This is a genomic window from Thiomonas islandica, assembly GCF_055383445.1.
In genome coordinates this window covers 2,729,943-2,745,337 of the sequence record NZ_AP042391.1, presented here as the reverse complement: position 1 = coordinate 2,745,337, position 15,395 = coordinate 2,729,943, and the positions used below count along the sequence as shown (strand labels likewise).

Annotated in this window: 16 protein-coding genes; 13 read left to right on the top strand and 3 right to left on the bottom strand. The window is 61.6% G+C overall.

Annotation, left to right across the window (positions count from 1 at the left end; translation table 11 throughout):
• Nucleotides 1-52 precede the first annotated feature (52 nt).
• From ACZ47F_RS13235 to dusA, 4 genes are all read left to right on the top strand, one after another.
• Nucleotides 53-619, top strand: coding sequence for a serine O-acetyltransferase (locus ACZ47F_RS13235; protein ID WP_464925150.1), 567 nt, complete (start codon nucleotides 53-55; stop codon nucleotides 617-619).
• Nucleotides 620-696: 77 nt separating this feature from the next.
• Nucleotides 697-1,911, top strand: coding sequence for a glycosyltransferase family 4 protein (locus tag ACZ47F_RS13230; protein ID WP_464925149.1), 1,215 nt, complete (start codon nucleotides 697-699; stop codon nucleotides 1,909-1,911).
• Between the two features lies 1 nt (nucleotide 1,912).
• Entirely contained in the window at nucleotides 1,913-3,433 is a 1,521-nt protein-coding gene (locus ACZ47F_RS13225; RefSeq protein WP_464925148.1) for a lipopolysaccharide biosynthesis protein, read from the top strand.
• A 67-nt stretch (nucleotides 3,434-3,500) separates the two neighbouring features.
• Entirely contained in the window at nucleotides 3,501-4,562 is a 1,062-nt protein-coding gene (dusA, locus tag ACZ47F_RS13220) for a tRNA dihydrouridine(20/20a) synthase DusA (RefSeq protein WP_464925147.1), read from the top strand.
• On the opposite strand, the gene mnmH is transcribed toward dusA, so the two are convergent.
• Nucleotides 4,532-5,650 carry a tRNA 2-selenouridine(34) synthase MnmH gene (mnmH, locus tag ACZ47F_RS13215; protein WP_464925146.1) on the bottom strand — a complete coding sequence of 373 codons (1,119 nt, stop codon included), beginning with the start codon at nucleotides 5,648-5,650 and terminating at the stop codon, nucleotides 4,532-4,534. The two genes, dusA and mnmH, sit on opposite strands and share 31 nt — an antisense overlap.
• Complete coding sequence (locus ACZ47F_RS13210; RefSeq protein ID WP_464926647.1) at nucleotides 5,647-6,267, bottom strand: arylesterase; 621 nt, start codon at nucleotides 6,265-6,267, stop codon at nucleotides 5,647-5,649. Before ACZ47F_RS13210 ends, mnmH begins: the two co-directional genes overlap by 4 nt.
• A gap of 81 nt (nucleotides 6,268-6,348) precedes the next feature.
• Between ACZ47F_RS13210 and ACZ47F_RS13205 the strand changes: the two genes are divergently transcribed.
• Both ACZ47F_RS13205 and rlmB read left to right on the top strand, forming a co-directional pair.
• Complete coding sequence (locus ACZ47F_RS13205; protein WP_464925145.1) at nucleotides 6,349-7,044, top strand: ABC transporter ATP-binding protein; 696 nt, start codon at nucleotides 6,349-6,351, stop codon at nucleotides 7,042-7,044.
• The gene (gene rlmB, locus ACZ47F_RS13200) at nucleotides 7,041-7,769 is read left to right on the top strand and encodes a 23S rRNA (guanosine(2251)-2'-O)-methyltransferase RlmB (protein ID WP_464925144.1); all 729 of its coding nucleotides are present in this window, start codon (nucleotides 7,041-7,043) and stop codon (nucleotides 7,767-7,769) included. Before ACZ47F_RS13205 ends, rlmB begins: the two co-directional genes overlap by 4 nt.
• A 19-nt stretch (nucleotides 7,770-7,788) precedes the next feature.
• On the opposite strand, the gene ACZ47F_RS13195 is transcribed toward rlmB, so the two are convergent.
• A complete protein-coding gene (locus ACZ47F_RS13195; protein ID WP_464925143.1) occupies nucleotides 7,789-9,096 on the bottom strand; it encodes a DUF3422 family protein in 1,308 nt (435 codons plus the stop codon).
• A 325-nt stretch (nucleotides 9,097-9,421) separates the two neighbouring features.
• On the opposite strand from ACZ47F_RS13195, the gene rpsB reads away from it, so the two are divergent.
• The 7 genes from rpsB (at nucleotide 9,422) to ispC (ending at nucleotide 15,381) form a co-directional block, all read left to right on the top strand.
• Nucleotides 9,422-10,180: a 30S ribosomal protein S2 gene (gene rpsB / locus ACZ47F_RS13190; RefSeq protein ID WP_464925142.1), complete on the top strand. Its 759-nt coding sequence runs from the start codon at nucleotides 9,422-9,424 to the stop codon at nucleotides 10,178-10,180.
• A gap of 117 nt (nucleotides 10,181-10,297) precedes the next feature.
• Complete coding sequence (gene tsf, locus ACZ47F_RS13185; protein ID WP_464925141.1) at nucleotides 10,298-11,176, top strand: translation elongation factor Ts; 879 nt, start codon at nucleotides 10,298-10,300, stop codon at nucleotides 11,174-11,176.
• Between the two features lie 106 nt (nucleotides 11,177-11,282).
• Nucleotides 11,283-11,993: a UMP kinase gene (gene pyrH / locus ACZ47F_RS13180; protein ID WP_464925140.1), complete on the top strand. Its 711-nt coding sequence runs from the start codon at nucleotides 11,283-11,285 to the stop codon at nucleotides 11,991-11,993.
• A 29-nt stretch (nucleotides 11,994-12,022) separates the two neighbouring features.
• Nucleotides 12,023-12,583: a ribosome recycling factor gene (frr, locus tag ACZ47F_RS13175; protein ID WP_464925139.1), complete on the top strand. Its 561-nt coding sequence runs from the start codon at nucleotides 12,023-12,025 to the stop codon at nucleotides 12,581-12,583.
• 21 nt (nucleotides 12,584-12,604) lie between these two features.
• Entirely contained in the window at nucleotides 12,605-13,342 is a 738-nt protein-coding gene (gene uppS, locus ACZ47F_RS13170) for a polyprenyl diphosphate synthase (protein ID WP_464925138.1), read from the top strand.
• 24 nt (nucleotides 13,343-13,366) lie between these two features.
• The gene (locus ACZ47F_RS13165) at nucleotides 13,367-14,209 is read left to right on the top strand and encodes a phosphatidate cytidylyltransferase (RefSeq protein WP_464925137.1); all 843 of its coding nucleotides are present in this window, start codon (nucleotides 13,367-13,369) and stop codon (nucleotides 14,207-14,209) included.
• Entirely contained in the window at nucleotides 14,206-15,381 is a 1,176-nt protein-coding gene (gene ispC / locus ACZ47F_RS13160) for a 1-deoxy-D-xylulose-5-phosphate reductoisomerase (protein ID WP_464925136.1), read from the top strand. The genes ACZ47F_RS13165 and ispC overlap by 4 nt, the downstream gene beginning before the upstream one ends.
• The last annotated feature ends 14 nt before the right edge of the window (nucleotides 15,382-15,395 follow it).

The following is a 15,395-nucleotide window of genomic DNA, read 5'->3' as shown; positions in this document are numbered from 1 at the left end:
GGGATGCAAGAATAGCGGTTGGGTAGCGATGGAGTCTGTGCAGAGGTGTGGCTTGATCCGGTCTTACGAAGATTACAAAAGATACCTACAAGCAGATCGCGCTGCGCTCGGCATCCGGTCAAAGTGGGCTTTTTTACATGACGAAATCCTGCAGTTTCAGCGCCTGCTCAGGAAAGTCGAATTTCTCACTAATTGTAAAAAAAACCTAATTCGACGCGCCATCGCCGTATATCGCTTTCGCAGATTGTCGATCAAGCTTGGTTTTTCGATCCCGATCAATGTATTCGGCCCAGGTCTTGCCATCCTGCATTACGGAACCATCGTGGTCAATTCGAAGGCGCGCATCGGATCCAATTGCCGTATCCATACCGGGGTGAACATCGGTGCACAACTGAGTGACGGATCTGCGGTGCCGAAAATTGGGAACAACTGTTATATCGGCCCGGGTGCCAAGCTGTTTGGCGCCATTGAAATTGGTGATAATACTGCGATTGGAGCCAATGCAGTAGTGAACAAAAGCTTTCCCGAAGGAAACGTGACATTGGGCGGCATCCCTGCTCGAGTCATCTCACAAAAATCGACCGTAGGACTTTTCATTCATGGCGATGATACGGTTTGAAGCGGCGAGCGCCTCGCTTTTTCTCTGTTGGGTGAGTCTGCTGTTTGTTGGAATGTTTGCCACTCCGTGGATCTGACATGCAGGTCATCATGGGGCTTTCGAAGGATAGTCAACAGGTTCGAATCGTTCCTGAAAAATCAGTACGCCGACTGAGCATCTTGATGGTCGTAGACGGTCATTATCCTGCGACCGGAGGCGCAGAAATGCAGGCGCGACTACTGAGCGCATCTTTTGTCGCGGCGGGGCACGAGGTGGAAGTGCTTGCTCCCCATCTCAATCGATCCCAGCCGACTCTGGAGCGGATCGATGGTATTCCTGTCACACGCCTTGCCTACCCGCGGATCAAGGGCCTGGGTGCGCTGCTGTTGAATTTGCGCTTTGCGGTTTGGCTGCTCAAGAGGCAACGCAAGTTCGACGCCGTACATATTCACATGATGCATAATCTGGCCGGTGCGGCGGGCTGGCTCAAACCATGGTTGAAAACAACGGTGGTCAGCAAGGTGTCCGGAGCGGCGGAGTTTCATGGCGGAATTCTAGATCCGGCGCACCGGCATCGTCTGGTGCATCGACTTTTGCTTGCCGGAGCTTTGCGCCTGGATGCTTATCAGTGCATCAGCCGGCGAACAGTGAACATCATGGCACACGCGGGTTTCCCGTCAGATCGTTTGCATCTAGTGCCCAATGCTGTCGATCTGCAGCGTTTTCGCCCTCCCGAACACCGCGATCAGAACACATTGCGCGCCGTATTCGTGGGCAGGCATGTCCCGGTGAAGGGTTTGGATGTACTGCTCAGGGCATGGGCTCTTGCCAAATTGCACCCAGGAGCAAGATTGACCATTGCCGGCGATGGCCCTGAACGCGCGCGTCTGATGGCTCTGGCCAAAATACTCGGCATCGAGCATGGTGTCGATTTTCCCGGCCTGGTGCACGACGTACCTGCGCTACTTGCTGAACACAACCTTTATGTTCAGACCTCACACCAGGAAGGGCTTCCCAACGCAGTGCTCGAAGCCATGGCTACAGGTCTTCCGGTACTGGCGACCCGTATCAGCGGCCATGAGGATATTGTTGCTGACGATGAAACCGGATTCTTGGTTCCTGTTGGCGATCCGGATGCCTTCGCGCAGGGTATATCACAATTGGCGAGCCACGCTGATTTACGAGAGCGTCTTGGTCAAGCGGCGCGCAGATTTGTCGAGGTTCGTTATTCCACACAGTCCGTGATGGAGGCACTGACAACGCTCTATCAGGGAACCGCAAGCGAGCGGCAAGCGCAGTCCAGGCAAGATTGACATGCAGACCAGCAAGGAACAGGCCACGGCAAGCATGGGAAGCAGACGCGGAGTGCTTGCGCGCTTGCTCCAGCACACGTCCAACTATTCCATCGGCAGTATTCTCGTGATGCTCGCCAGCATCATTTCTTTCCCGATCCTCACGCGTCTGTTTACCGTCGCCGAATATGGCACGATGGCGCTGGTCACATCCACGATTCTGTTCATGGTGGGTGTGGGTAAGCTTGGATTGCAACATTCTGTTGTGCGTTATTATAGCGAGGTTGAGGCGGGGACGAGAAACAATACCATTCGGCAGTTCTTTTCGACTGTTCTATTTGGCATGGTTGGGATCGGCTTGGTCGTGACCCTGGCGAGTGCGGCTATTGTGTTTGTCTTGCCCACTCAATGGCTGTCCAACGCGCAGACGCAACACCTGATCATCCTCGCTTCTCCCTTGGTTTTCATTCGGGTTGTAGACAGTGCCATGTACAACCTGTTGAGGGCGCAACAAAAGAGTGGCATCTACAGCCTTTATTTCACGGCAAGAAAATATTTGGGGCTGGGGCTGATTTTTTTTGTGCTGTTCTACGTGTCCAGAACGCTGGAAGGTTTTTTTATCTCCTCGATGTTGGGCGAGTTGATTGCAGTTGCGGTCATTATCATTTATTATGCCAAACAGAACGTATTTGGTGTAAATGAATTCAAAAAACCGTTGTTCGTGTCGATGCTGGTATTTGGCCTACCGCTGCTGGCAAGCGAGTTGTCTATGCTGTTACTGAATATGGGCGGGCGATACATCATTAATTATCAGCTTGGTCCTGAGCCGCTCGGGGCATTTTCGGCTGCGTTCAATTTCAGCGATTACCTTCAGGGGGTTCTGACCGCATCATTTGCACAGGCAGTGGTGCCGATGTATTTCCGGATGTGGGAGCAGCAGGGGCGGGAAAAGACGGTCGAGTTCATCGAGCAGGCGCTAAAGTATTACCTTGCACTGGCGCTTCCAATTCTTGCCGGCATGGCGGCGGTCGGCCCGGAATTGTTGCGCCTGCTTGCCTCGACGAAATATAGCGTCAGTACTGAGCTGATCCTTTTCATCGTGGGTGGGATGCTGGTATCAGGAGGTACGCCGATTTTTAGTGCTGGGATTTATATCAACAAACTGACTAAAGTGGTGATGTATTCAGTGCTGGTTGCGGCGGTTGTGAACCTTTTTTTGACTGCGGTGCTCACCCGGCCTTTCGGCATCGAAGGCGCGGCATTTGCTGCGCTTGTCAGTTATTTGCTGTATACCGCGCTTTCTGCCTATTATGGTCGGAAGATCATCCAGATCAAGATGCCCTGGGTTGATCTTGCGAAATATGGTGTTTTTTCGACGTTGATGTACGCGATTGTGATATCCGTCCATCCAACGAATGGAGTCTATCGCCTTTTTGCGCAGATTCTGGTTGGTGTCGTGGTGTATTCTGCTCTTCTGATGTTGTTTGATTCGCAGATCAGGGGGCTGATAATGCGGGGTATCGGTGCGCTGCGCGCGCGGTGATGATAGGATTTGACGAAACGTTTTATCGATACTCTGGAAAATCGGTATGTCTGCATCGCCTAAACCGATGAGCCGTCAGATTGCTGACTCCATGCGGGAAAGAGTTTCCGTTGCTCCGATGCTCGACTGGACGGACCGGCATTGCCGGTTTTTCCACCGGCTGATTACGCGCCATACGTTGCTTTACTCGGAAATGGTGACGACCGGTGCGCTGTTGCACGGCGATGTGGCAAGGCATCTCGATTACAACGAAGCGGAGCATCCTGTCGCGCTGCAATTGGGTGGCTGCGAGCCGCGTGATCTCGCACACTGTGCGCGACTTGCCGCCGATCGGGGTTATGACGAAGTCAATCTCAATTGCGGCTGCCCGAGTCCGCGGGTGCAACGCGGAGCGTTCGGCGCTTGTCTGATGGCCGAGCCTTCGTTGGTGCGCGACGCAGTTGCGGCAATGTGCGACGCAGTGGCGGGAATGATTCCGGTCACTGTGAAACATCGTATCGGGATCGATCATCAGGACAGCTACGGCTTTGTGCGGGATTTCGTCGGGACGGTGGCGGATGGCGGCTGCACCACGTTCATTGTGCATGCGCGATCTGCTTGGCTGGACGGATTGAGCCCGAAGGAAAATCGCACCGTGCCGCCGTTGCGCCATGCTTTTGTGCTGCAGCTCAAGCGCGATTTCCCGCAATTGCGCTTCGTCCTGAACGGGGGCGTGCGGTCGAATGCGCAGGTGCGACAGTGGCTGGAGCAGGTCGACGGGGTGATGGTCGGCCGTGCGGCGTATGAAGACCCCTGGATGATGGCGCAGTGGGATGGCCTGATGCAGCCCGGGCAATGGCAAGCATGCGAGCCACCGCGGCGCGAGGAGGTCGAAGAGCAAATGTGCGCCTACATCGCCTACTGGAAACGTGCCGGATTGCATCCGCAGGCCATCACACGGCACATGCTGAACCTGTGGAAAGGTCAGCCCGGTGCCCGGCTGTGGCGGCAGGTCTTGAGCGACGCGAGGCTGCTGTCCACGCTGTCGGTGCCCGATTTGTTCAAGGCGGCGCAGAATGCCCGGCTGTCCGCTGCGGTCGCGGACGGTACTGCAGCGCTTCAGCCGCCGCTGAGCGCGGCCTGTGCCTGATCGCTGCGCGGGGCCGGCGGCGTTGTGGCAGCGGCGATGCGCAGCACCTGTTGCGCTGCGGCCTGGAATGCACTTGCATCGATTCCGCCTAGGACGACGCGCGATGCAGACGTGAAGTGGCGGAAGTTGAAACGCATCGACCGGGCATAGCTAGGGTCGTAATGCCGCTGCAGGATGTCGGCGACGAACCCGCGCAGATCGCCCTGGTCGATCAGGCTTTTCCATCGTGCGACCGCTTCTGCGCCGCGCAATGCACGCAGGGCGTCGAGGCGATTCTGCAACAAGGCGGGATTGGCTGTCAGCGCGGCATAGTCCTGCAGCAAGAATTCCACACGCAGCGCTGGATCGAGTTCCAGCGCCACACAAGGCGCGCTGCGCATCTGCGCGATCAATGCGTCTGGCACGTGGAGTGCGCCGATTTTTTTGCTTTCGGCCTCGACGAACACCGGCATGTCCGGATCGAAGCCGCGCAGCATGTTCCACAGGCGGGACTCGAACAGTTTTTGTGTGGGCTGTTCGTCCCCAGGTTCCAGGCCCAGCACCGAGCCGCGATGTCGAGCGATTGCTTCGAGATCGAGAACTTGCGCCCCGGCCTCACGCAGCGCGCGCAGCAGGCGGCTCTTGCCGCTGCCGGTGCGACCGCAGATCACGTGAAACTTCAGCCGGCCTGGCAGTTGCTCCAAATCGGCAAGCAGGGCGCGGCGCAAGGCCCGGTATCCCCCCTGTACCACGGTGACCGAAAAGCCGATGCGTGCCAGGATATGTGCCATCGCCCCCGATCGGTTACCACCGCGCCAGCAGTACACCAGCGGCGCCCATGACTTGGGCAGCGCCAGTGCATGCGTTTCGATGTGCGTGGAAATGTTGCGCGCGATGAGCGCCGCGCCGCGCTTGTTCGCCGTGAACGGGTCCACCTGGGCGTAGAGCGTGCCGATTTCCGCGCGCTGTGCATCGTCGAGCACCGGCCAGTTTTGCGCCCCCGGCACATGGTCGAGAGCGAATTCGGACGGGCTGCGCACATCGATCACGGCGCTGAACGACTGTAGCCGTTGCAGCGCCTCTGCTGCCCCGATCGCACGCGGATTCATCGCGCGCCTTTCGCTTGCATCGGGCCCAGCAACGGCTGCAGATGCGGCCAGACCGTGTCGAGCATGGTGGGTTGTGCCTGCGCGGTCGGATGAATATTGTCGGCCTGAAACCAGTCCGGGTGCTGCACCACGCCGGACAGCAGAAACGGCACCAGTGGTACCTGCTCTGATCGGGAAACCGCAGGAAAGATCGCCGCGAACCGCGCGGTATAAGCCGGGCCGTAGTTCGGCGGGATCTGCATGCCTACCAGCAGCACGCGCGCGCCGGCCTTCTTGCACAGTGCGACCATGCGCGTGAGATTGTCGCGAGTTTGCTGCAGCGACAGTCCGCGCAGCGCATCGTTGCCGCCGAGTTCGATGATGACCACACGGGGTTTGTCGCGGGCGAGCAGCGCCGGCAGGCGAGCCAGCCCCCCGGCCGTGGTGTCTCCGCTGATGCTGGCGTTGACCACGGTCCAGCCGGGCTGGTGGTCCAGCAGGCGTTTGCGCAGCAGGTCTACCCAGCCTTTGCCGGTTTCCAGGCCATACCCGGCAGACAGGCTGTCGCCGACGACCAACAACACGGGTCGGGAGGCGGTTGTGGCGGTCGCACGGCCAGCTGCGGCCAGGCCCAGCATCAGTGCCAAGACCTTGCGGCGTGTTGCCAGGGGCGGTCTTCCTACAATCGAGTGCATCGCAAATTTTATGACAAGGCTTCCATGACGGTCGATGTGATTGTCGCGCAAGATCTGGGCAAGACCGTCTCCGATATTGGTGAGGCGCTCACCATACTCTCCGGGGTGCGGCTGCGCGTGCCCGCCGGACAGACCGTGGCAATCACCGGCGCCTCGGGTTCGGGCAAGTCCACGTTGCTGGCTTTGCTGGCCGGGATGGATCAACCCAGTACGGGGCGGGTGCTGATCGATGGGGTCGATCTGGCGAGCCTGGACGAAAACGGCCGGGCCGATCTTCGCGCGAAAAAGATCGGCTTCGTGTTCCAGAACTTTCAGCTCATCGACCATTACACCGCGCTCGAGAATGTGATGCTGCCGCTGGAAATTTCCGGAAGGCCACAGGGGGCGATCGATCTGGCCACAGCGATGTTGCAGGCCGTGGGGTTGGGGCAAAGGCTGCACCACCGTCCTGCGCTGCTGTCGGGCGGGGAACAGCAGCGCGTGGCGCTAGCGCGCGCCTTCGTCGGTCGGCCGCAACTGGTGCTGGCCGATGAGCCCACGGGTAATCTCGATGCGGCCACGGGCAAGCGCATCATGGATCTGATGTTCCGCCTGCGCGACGAAACCGGGGCGACCCTGGTTCTGGTCACGCACGATCCGGCACTGGCTGCGCGTTGCGACCGGGTCTGCATCATGCACGCCGGTCGGCTGACCGAGCCTGCGCGGGAACTGGCTGCATGAAGCCGCTGTATGGCTTTCATGCCGTGGGTGCGCGGCTGCGCGCAGCACCCGCTTCGGTGCGCGCGGTCTACGTGGACGCCAGCCGCCGCGATGCGCGCATGCAGCAATTTCTGCGCAAGGTCGAGGCGGCGGGAGTGGAACTCAAAGCCCTGAGCGCCGAGCGCCTGACCGCGCTGGCCGGAACCGACCGCCATCAGGGCGTGGTCGCGCAGGTCGACGATCTGCCCGGTGTGACCGACCTGCATGCCGTGCTCGACGCGCTGCAGGGCGCGCCACTGGTGTTAGCGCTCGATGGCGTGACCGACCCGCACAATCTCGGAGCCATTTTGCGTACTGCAGATGCAGCGGGTGTGCACCTGGTCATCGCGCCAAAGGACCGGGCAGTCGGCCTCAACCCGACCGTGGCTCGGGTTGCCAGCGGCGCGGCGGAAACCGTGCCCTACCTGATGGTGACCAACCTGGTGCGAAGCCTGCGCGAACTGCAGGAGCGCGGCCTGTGGGTGATGGGCGCCGACGAGGCGGCTTCTGACGAGGTGTATGCCGCTGACTGGAGACAGCCCGCGGTGCTGGTCATGGGCGCTGAAGGCGCGGGGATGCGCCGGCTGGTGCGCGAAACCTGCGATCAGTTGCTGAAAATCCCCATGCTCGGCGCAGTGGAAAGCCTCAACGTCTCGGTTGCCACCGGGGTGTGTCTGTTCGAGGCAGTGCGCCAGCGGCGCGCCTGAGTCCTGCCGAGCCTGAGTCCTAACGATTTTCGCTGGCGCGCTCCAGGCGGTGGTGCATGCGCTGCAGCCCGAACCACACCAGCAGCGCGATCAGGGGAATGGCAACCCCCTCAGCCAGCTTGGGTTTGATGTGTAGCCAGGGTTCTGCCGCCTCGAACAGATGCCCAACCAGCGAGGCCATGTAGTAGGTGATCGCCGCCACCGACAGACCTTCGACCGTCTGTTGCAAGCGCAGCTGCAGGTATTGCCGACGATTCATCGACGCCAGCAGGCTGCGGTTTTGCTGCTGCATCGCCACTTCCACCCGGGTGCGCAGCAGGTTGCTGCAGCGCGCCACCCGCTCGGACAGGGCCTGTTGCCGCCGCGCCGCCCAGGCGCAGGTCTGCATCGCAGGGGCCAGGCGGCGCTCGAGGAATTGACCGATGGTCTGCAGTCCAAAAATCGGCCTTTCGCGCAGGTCGGCCACGCGGCGGTTGACCAGGTCGTAATACGCATTGGCCGCGGTGAAGCGCCCGTGCGACGCGGCATACACCCCTTCCACCGTAGAAGCGAGGCGGGTCAGGCGGTCCAGGGTGTCGTGGTCGCGCTGGGGCTCGGCATCGTCGCTAGCGGCATTGCCGCCGATCGCATCCATGATGCTCATCAACTCCTGCTCGTACTGATTGAGCCGCGGCGTGAGCTCGCGCGCCAGCGGCAGGGTGAGCAAGGACAGCAGCCGGTAGGACTCGATTTCCAGCAGCCGTTGCACCAGCCGCCCGCGCCGCCGCGGCGACATCGACTTGCTCAGCACGATAAAGCGGGTGAACCCGTCCGCCGCGATGCGCAGATCGGTGAACACTTGCGCGTGACCGTCGGCCACCTCGGCGCCCACCAGGGCATCGACATCGAGCAAAGCCGAAAAATCGGGCAGAGCCTGGCCTTGCAGATCAGCTTCCGGCAGCACGGCCACATGGTTGGCGCACAGCAGCAATCCCGGAATGCGCGCGCGCCAGTCGGCGGAAATGCGCTCGCAGGCGCAGCGCTCGAACAGCGGGCCGTCGGGCCCGGTCTGCTCGTGGGTGATGAAGGTGTAGCTGACGAATTCGCCGTGGCGCTCCCAGCGCAGCCGAACCGGGCCGATCTGCTCGGTGTGGAACATGCTGTCCGCACTCGGGGCAGGCAGGTGCAGATTGCCCAACAGTTCGGACAAATGGGCAAAGGCTTGTTGCGACTGTTCCGGTGTCACCAGCATCACCTGATGGCTGATCTGTGCAGGGGCACCGATCCGCTCATACGGTCGGGCATGGATTTCGTTGTGCAGAACGTGACGCAGCGGATGGTCGGTCATGGTGGCGGCGGTCGGGCCTGGCGCAGTGCTGGGCAGGCGAAACTGTTATGATGCTTGAGTTTTGTGCGGGGCGGAAAAGTTGCGTGCACATGCAAGCGACCGCCCAGCACAGAATACGGACTCAGCTCACGGATGGTACCGAACCGAGGCGGCGTGCCTTGCGGCAAATGCGCGCGGTTTGCCCACCAGACCCGTATGCCGTGTCACTCGCAAACCGGCTCAACCAGGTGTCGACCCCAGCAGCGCAGCCTTCGAGCGTATGCACGCGCGTCCAGTCAAGGTCGATCGGAGCCGGATTTCAGACCCAACTTGGAATGGAAACGACATGACAGTCTCGATGCGTCAAATGCTTGAAGCCGGGGTGCACTTCGGTCACCAAACCCGCTTCTGGAACCCCCGCATGGCCCCTTACATCTACGGCCATCGCAACAAGATTCACATCATCAACCTCGAAAAAACCCTGCCGATGTTCCTGGAGGCGACCAAGTTCGCCCGCCAGCTGGCAGCGCGCCGGGGCGTCATCCTGTTCGTGGGCACCAAGCGGCAGGCTGGCGAGATCATCCGCGAGCAGGCGCAGCGCTGTGGCATGCCTTATGTCGACCAGCGCTGGCTCGGCGGCATGCTGACCAACTTCAAGACGGTCAAGACCTCCATCAAAAAGCTCAAGGACATGCAGGCCCAGGTGGCCGAGGGCGTGCTCGAGCAGATGACCAAGAAAGAGGCGCTGACCTTCCAGCGCGAGATGGATAAGCTGGAAAAGTCTATCGGCGGCATTCAGGACATGGCTGCGCTGCCCGACGCGCTGTTCGTCATCGACGTGGGCTACCACAAGATTGCGATTGCCGAAGCACGGGCGCTGGGCATTCCGGTGATCGGTGTGGTCGACACCAACCATTCGCCGCTGGGCGTCACCCATGTCATTCCGGGCAACGACGATTCGGCCAAGGCAGTCGCGCTATATGCGCAGGGCATGGCCGACGCCATCCTCGAGGGCAAGAATGACGCGGTCAGCGAGGTGGTGCAGGCCGTGGCCGAAGGCGATGGCGAGTTTGTCGAAGTCCAGGAAGAGTCTCCTGCGGCCTGATGTCCAGATGAACACCCTGCAACGGCCCGCTGCACTGGCCTGAACCACACCGGGGCTGCACACACAGCCCCTTTTTTTCAATCGCAATTCGAGTTTTCTGATTCAAGGAGTCCAACGATGGCGGCAATTACCGCAAGCATGGTGGCAGAACTGCGTGCCAAGACCGATGCCCCGATGATGGAGTGCAAGAAGGCGCTGACCGAGGCCGATGGCGACATGGAACGTGCCGAGGAAATCTTGCGCGTAAAACTGGGCAGCAAGGCCAGCAAGGCGGCTTCGCGCGTGACCGCCGAGGGCATCGTTGCCGCGTTCATCGACGGCTCGACCGGGGCGCTGGTCGAGCTCAACTGCGAAACCGATTTCGTCGCTAAGAATGACGACTTTCTCGCCTTCGGTCGGGACTTGTCCAGGTTGATCGCGCAGCACAACCCCGCGGATGTGGCTGCGCTGTCGGCGCTGAGTGTGGATGGCGAGACTGTCGAGTCGCGTCGCAGCAAACTGATCGGCAAGATCGGCGAGAACATGACCATCCGTCGTTTCAAGCGCTTTGCCGGCACCAACAAGCTAGTGAGCTATCTGCACGGCACGCGCATCGGCGTGATGGTCGAATACAGCGGCGACGATGTGGCCGCCAAGGACGTGGCGATGCACATCGCGGCGATGAAACCCGTGGCATTGTCGTCTGCGCAGGTGCCTGCCGATCTGATCGAAAAAGAGCGCTCGATCGCGTCGCAGAAGGCGGCCGAATCGGGCAAGCCGGCCGACATCATCGCCAAGATGGTCGAGGGTGCGGTGCAGAAATATCTGAAAGAAGTCTCTCTGCTCGATCAGGCGTTCGTGAAAAACGACAAGCAGACCGTCGGCCAGATGCTCAAAGCAGCCAACACCACGGTGCATGACTTCACCATGTTCGTGGTGGGCGAGGGCATCGAAAAAAAGTCGGAGAACTTTGCCGAGGAAGTGGCCGCGCAGATGGCTGCAGCCAGGCAAGGTTGACCGCCGTGGCGCGTCTGACCGCGGGCGCACCGATGCCCGTTGCGGGCGGCACCTTTGGTCTGCCTGAAGCGCCCATGCCTGCTTTCGCTGCCAGCCTGGAGTGACCATGTCCGGTTATCAACGTGTTTTGCTCAAGCTCTCGGGCGAGGCCCTGATGGGCGACGATGCCTATGGCATCAACCGCGCCACCATCGAGGCCATGGTGCGCGACATCGCCGAGGTGGTGCACTCCGGGGTGCAGCTGGGCATCGTCATCGGCGGGGGTAACATCTTCCGCGGTGTGGCTGGCGGCGCGGTCGGCATGGACCGGGCCACCGCTGACTACATGGGTATGCTGGCCACTGTGATGAACTCGCTGGCGCTCAGCGACGCGATGAAGCACGCCGGCCTGCAACCGCGGGTGATGTCGGCCATTGCGATCGATCAGGTGGTCGAGTCGTATGTGCGTCCCAAGGCGCTGCAGTACCTGGACGAAGGCAAGCCGGTGATCTTCGCCGGCGGCACTGGCAATCCGTTTTTCACCACGGACACGGCCGCGGCGCTGCGTGCGGCCGAAATCGGTGCGCAGGTCATGCTCAAGGCCACCAAGGTGGACGGCATCTACTCTGCCGACCCGGCCAAAGACCCCCAGGCAAAGCGCTATGCGCGCATCAGCTTTGACGAAGCGATCGCGCAGCGCCTGCAGATCATGGACGCCACCGCATTTGCGCTGTGCCGTGACCAGAAGCTGCCGATCCGCGTGTTCAGCATTTTCAAGCCCGGCGCGCTCATGCGCGTGGTGCAGGGCGCCGATGAAGGCACCGACGTCTACGTCTGAACCTCATCCAACCGTATGTGGAGTGCATCATGGGAATCGCAGAGATCAAGAAAACCACCGAAGAGAAAATGCACAAGTCGATCGAAGCGCTCAAGGCCGATCTGGCCAAGGTGCGCACCGGTCGCGCGCATACCGGCCTGCTCGACCATGTGTTGGTCGACTATTACGGCACGATGATGCCGATCAGCCAGGTGGCCAACCTGTCGCTGCTCGATGCGCGCACCATTAGCGTGCAACCCTGGGAAAAGAAAATGGTGCAGGCGGTCGAGAAGGCGATCCGCGAGTCTGATCTCGGGCTGAACCCGCAGACCCAGGGAGACCTCATCCGCGTGCCGATGCCCGCGCTGACCGAAGAGCGCCGGCGCGAACTGGTCAAGGTCATCAAGCACGAGGGCGAGAACGCCAAGATCGCCGTGCGCAATCTGCGCCGCGATGCGAACCAAAGCTTCAAGGATCTGGTCAAAGCCAAGGAAATGTCCGAGGATGAGGAGCGCCGCGCGCAGGACGATGTGCAAAAGCTTACCGATCGCTTCATCGCCGAGATCGACAAGCTACTGGCGCAGAAAGAATCGGAGATCATGGCGGTTTGAACTGCATCCGCGCCCACGCCGATGAGCACCCAACCTGACCCAACCCGACAGCGCAGCAAACTGCCGCGGCATGTGGCCGTCGTGATGGACGGTAACGGCCGCTGGGCGCAGCGGCGTTTCTTGCCACGTTCCTCCGGGCACAAGTTCGGTGTGGATGCGCTAAAAAAAATTGTGCGTCACTGTGCCGAGATTGGCGTGCCCCACCTGACCGTGTTTGCGTTCTCGTCGGAAAACTGGGCACGCCCGGCCGAGGAGGTGCAGACCCTGATGGATCTGTTCGTCAAGGCGCTGCAGCGCGAGTCGCTGGAGCTGGCCCGACAGGGCGTGCAGTTGCATGTGGTGGGCGATCTGACCGCGTTTTCTGCCGAGATGCGCGCACTCATTGCGCAGGCCGAGGCACTGACGCGTGACAACACCAAGCTGGTGCTCAATGTCGCGCTGAACTACGGTGGCCGCTGGGACATGCTGCAGGCGGCGCAGGCCCTGGCCGCCGCGGGCCAGGTGCCGTCGGCAGACGGTATCGCGCGGCATCTGGCGCTGGCGCATTCCCCCGACCCAGATCTGCTCATTCGCACTGGCGGTGAGCACCGCATCAGCAATTTCCTGCTCTGGCAGTTGGCTTACACCGAGCTGTATTTCACCGACACGCTCTGGCCGGACTTCGGGCCGGACGCATTCGATGCGGCACTGGCCGACTTCGCGCAGCGTCAACGTCGCTTCGGTGGTGTGCCCGAGGCCAATTCGCGCGCCGCGGCCTGAGATTGCCGCCGGGCGGACGCCACCATGCTGCGACAGCGCGTTCTCACCGCCTTGGTGTTGCTGGCGCTGCTGTTGCCTGCGTTGTTTGCGCGCGATCCGTTGCCGTTCGCGCTGCTGGCCTTGGCGTTCTGCGCCGTGGGCATGGCGGAGTGGGCGCGGCTGGCCGGGCTGCACCAACGCGGCGTCTCCTGGACATGGGCAGGCGCCTGGGTTTTGGTCGCCGCAGCCCTGCTCGGGCAGCTGTGGCAACGGGCGTGGGCTCTGTCGCCGCTGTGGATCTGGTTCTGGGCGGTCTGCAGCGTGGTCTGGCTGGCACTGCTGGCTCTAAGCCTGCCGCGTGCGCAGGTGCCTGCGGCGTTGCGGCAACCAGTGGTGCTTGCGCTTTTAGGGTTTGTCCTGCTGCTTGCTGCCTGGCTGGCGCTGGTGGCGTTGCGCGTGCAAGGCGCGGTGTTCTTGCTGTCTTTGCTGGCCCTGGTCTGGGCCGCCGACATTGCTGCCTATTTCGGTGGCCGAACCTGGGGGCGCAGCAAGCTCGCGCCGGCGATCAGCCCGGGAAAGACCCGTGCTGGCGTCTGGTCGGCGCTTGCCGCCACCTTGCTGTATGCCGCTGCCTGCGTGGTGCTTTCGGTGCGTCTGCCCAATTATTTTTCACAGATCCAGCAGCGCCTGGGCTGGGGGGGGCTGTTGCTGGTCGTGGTTGCGCTGCTGACCTTCGCGATCGCCGGTGACCTGTTCGAGTCCCTGCTCAAGCGTGCCGCCGGGGTGAAGGACAGCGGCACGTTGCTGCCGGGGCATGGCGGTATTCTCGACCGCATCGATGCGCTCCTGCCGGTCCTGCCCTTGGCCTTGCTCCTTCTGGCGATATGAAGGCGATCACCGTTCTGGGCTCCACCGGTTCCATTGGAACCAATACCCTGTCCGTGCTGGCACTGCACCGCGAGCGCTTTCGGGTGTTTGCGCTGGCGGCGCACAACAACGCCGACAGGCTATGCGCGCAGTGCCTGCAGTTCCGCCCAGCCTACGCTGTGCTCGGCCAGGCGCAGGCGGCGCACGCGCTGCAGCAGCGACTGCGGGCTGAGGGCTGCCCCACACAGGTGCTCAGCGGGCCGCGCGCACTGGAGGAGGTGGCTTCTGCGCACGAGGTCGATCTGGTGATGGCGGCCATCGTTGGTGCTGCGGGGCTGGCTGCCAGTCTGGCGGCGGCACGGGCTGGCAAGCGTTTGCTGCTGGCCAACAAGGAATCGCTGGTGGTTGCGGGCGATCTGCTGCTGAGCGCGCTCGAGCAGGGCGGTGGTGAGCTGATTCCGATCGACAGCGAACACAGCGCCATTTTGCAAAGTCTGCCTGCAGACCGCAGTCGCTGGCAGGCCGATGTGCGCAATATCGTGCTCACCGCATCGGGTGGGCCGTTCCGCCAGCGCGATCCGCAGTCGCTGGATCAGGTCACACCGCAGGAAGCCTGTGCGCATCCGAACTGGAGCATGGGGGCGAAGATTTCGGTCGACTCGGCCACCATGATGAACAAGGCGCTGGAGGTGATCGAGACGCACTATCTGTTCGGCATGCGTCCCGAACAGATCGAGGTACTGATCCATCCGCAGAGCATTGTGCACTCGATGGTCAACTATCACGACGGCTCAGTGCTGGCCCAGCTCGGTCAGCCCGACATGCGCACGCCCATCGCCTATGGGCTGTCCTATCCCGAGCGCATCGCCTCGGGGGCGCCGTGGTTGGATCTGGCGCGGGTCGGACGGCTGGATTTCGAGCAACCGGACCTTCGGCGTTTTCCCGGCCTGGCGCTGGCGTTTGAGGCGCTGCGCATGCCGGTGGGCGCCTGCGCTGTGCTCAACGCATCCAACGAGGTTGCAGTCGATGCCTTTTTGCACCGCCGCATCCGCTTCACCGATATCCACCGGATCAACGCCGACTTGCTTGCCAGTGCAGAATGCGCGCAGTGCGATTCGCTCGACGCCCTGGCCGAGCTCGACGCACAGACCCGTCGGCTGGCGCAGCAGCGCGTGGAGCGCCTCGCCGTCTGACCGCGGCGCACCCT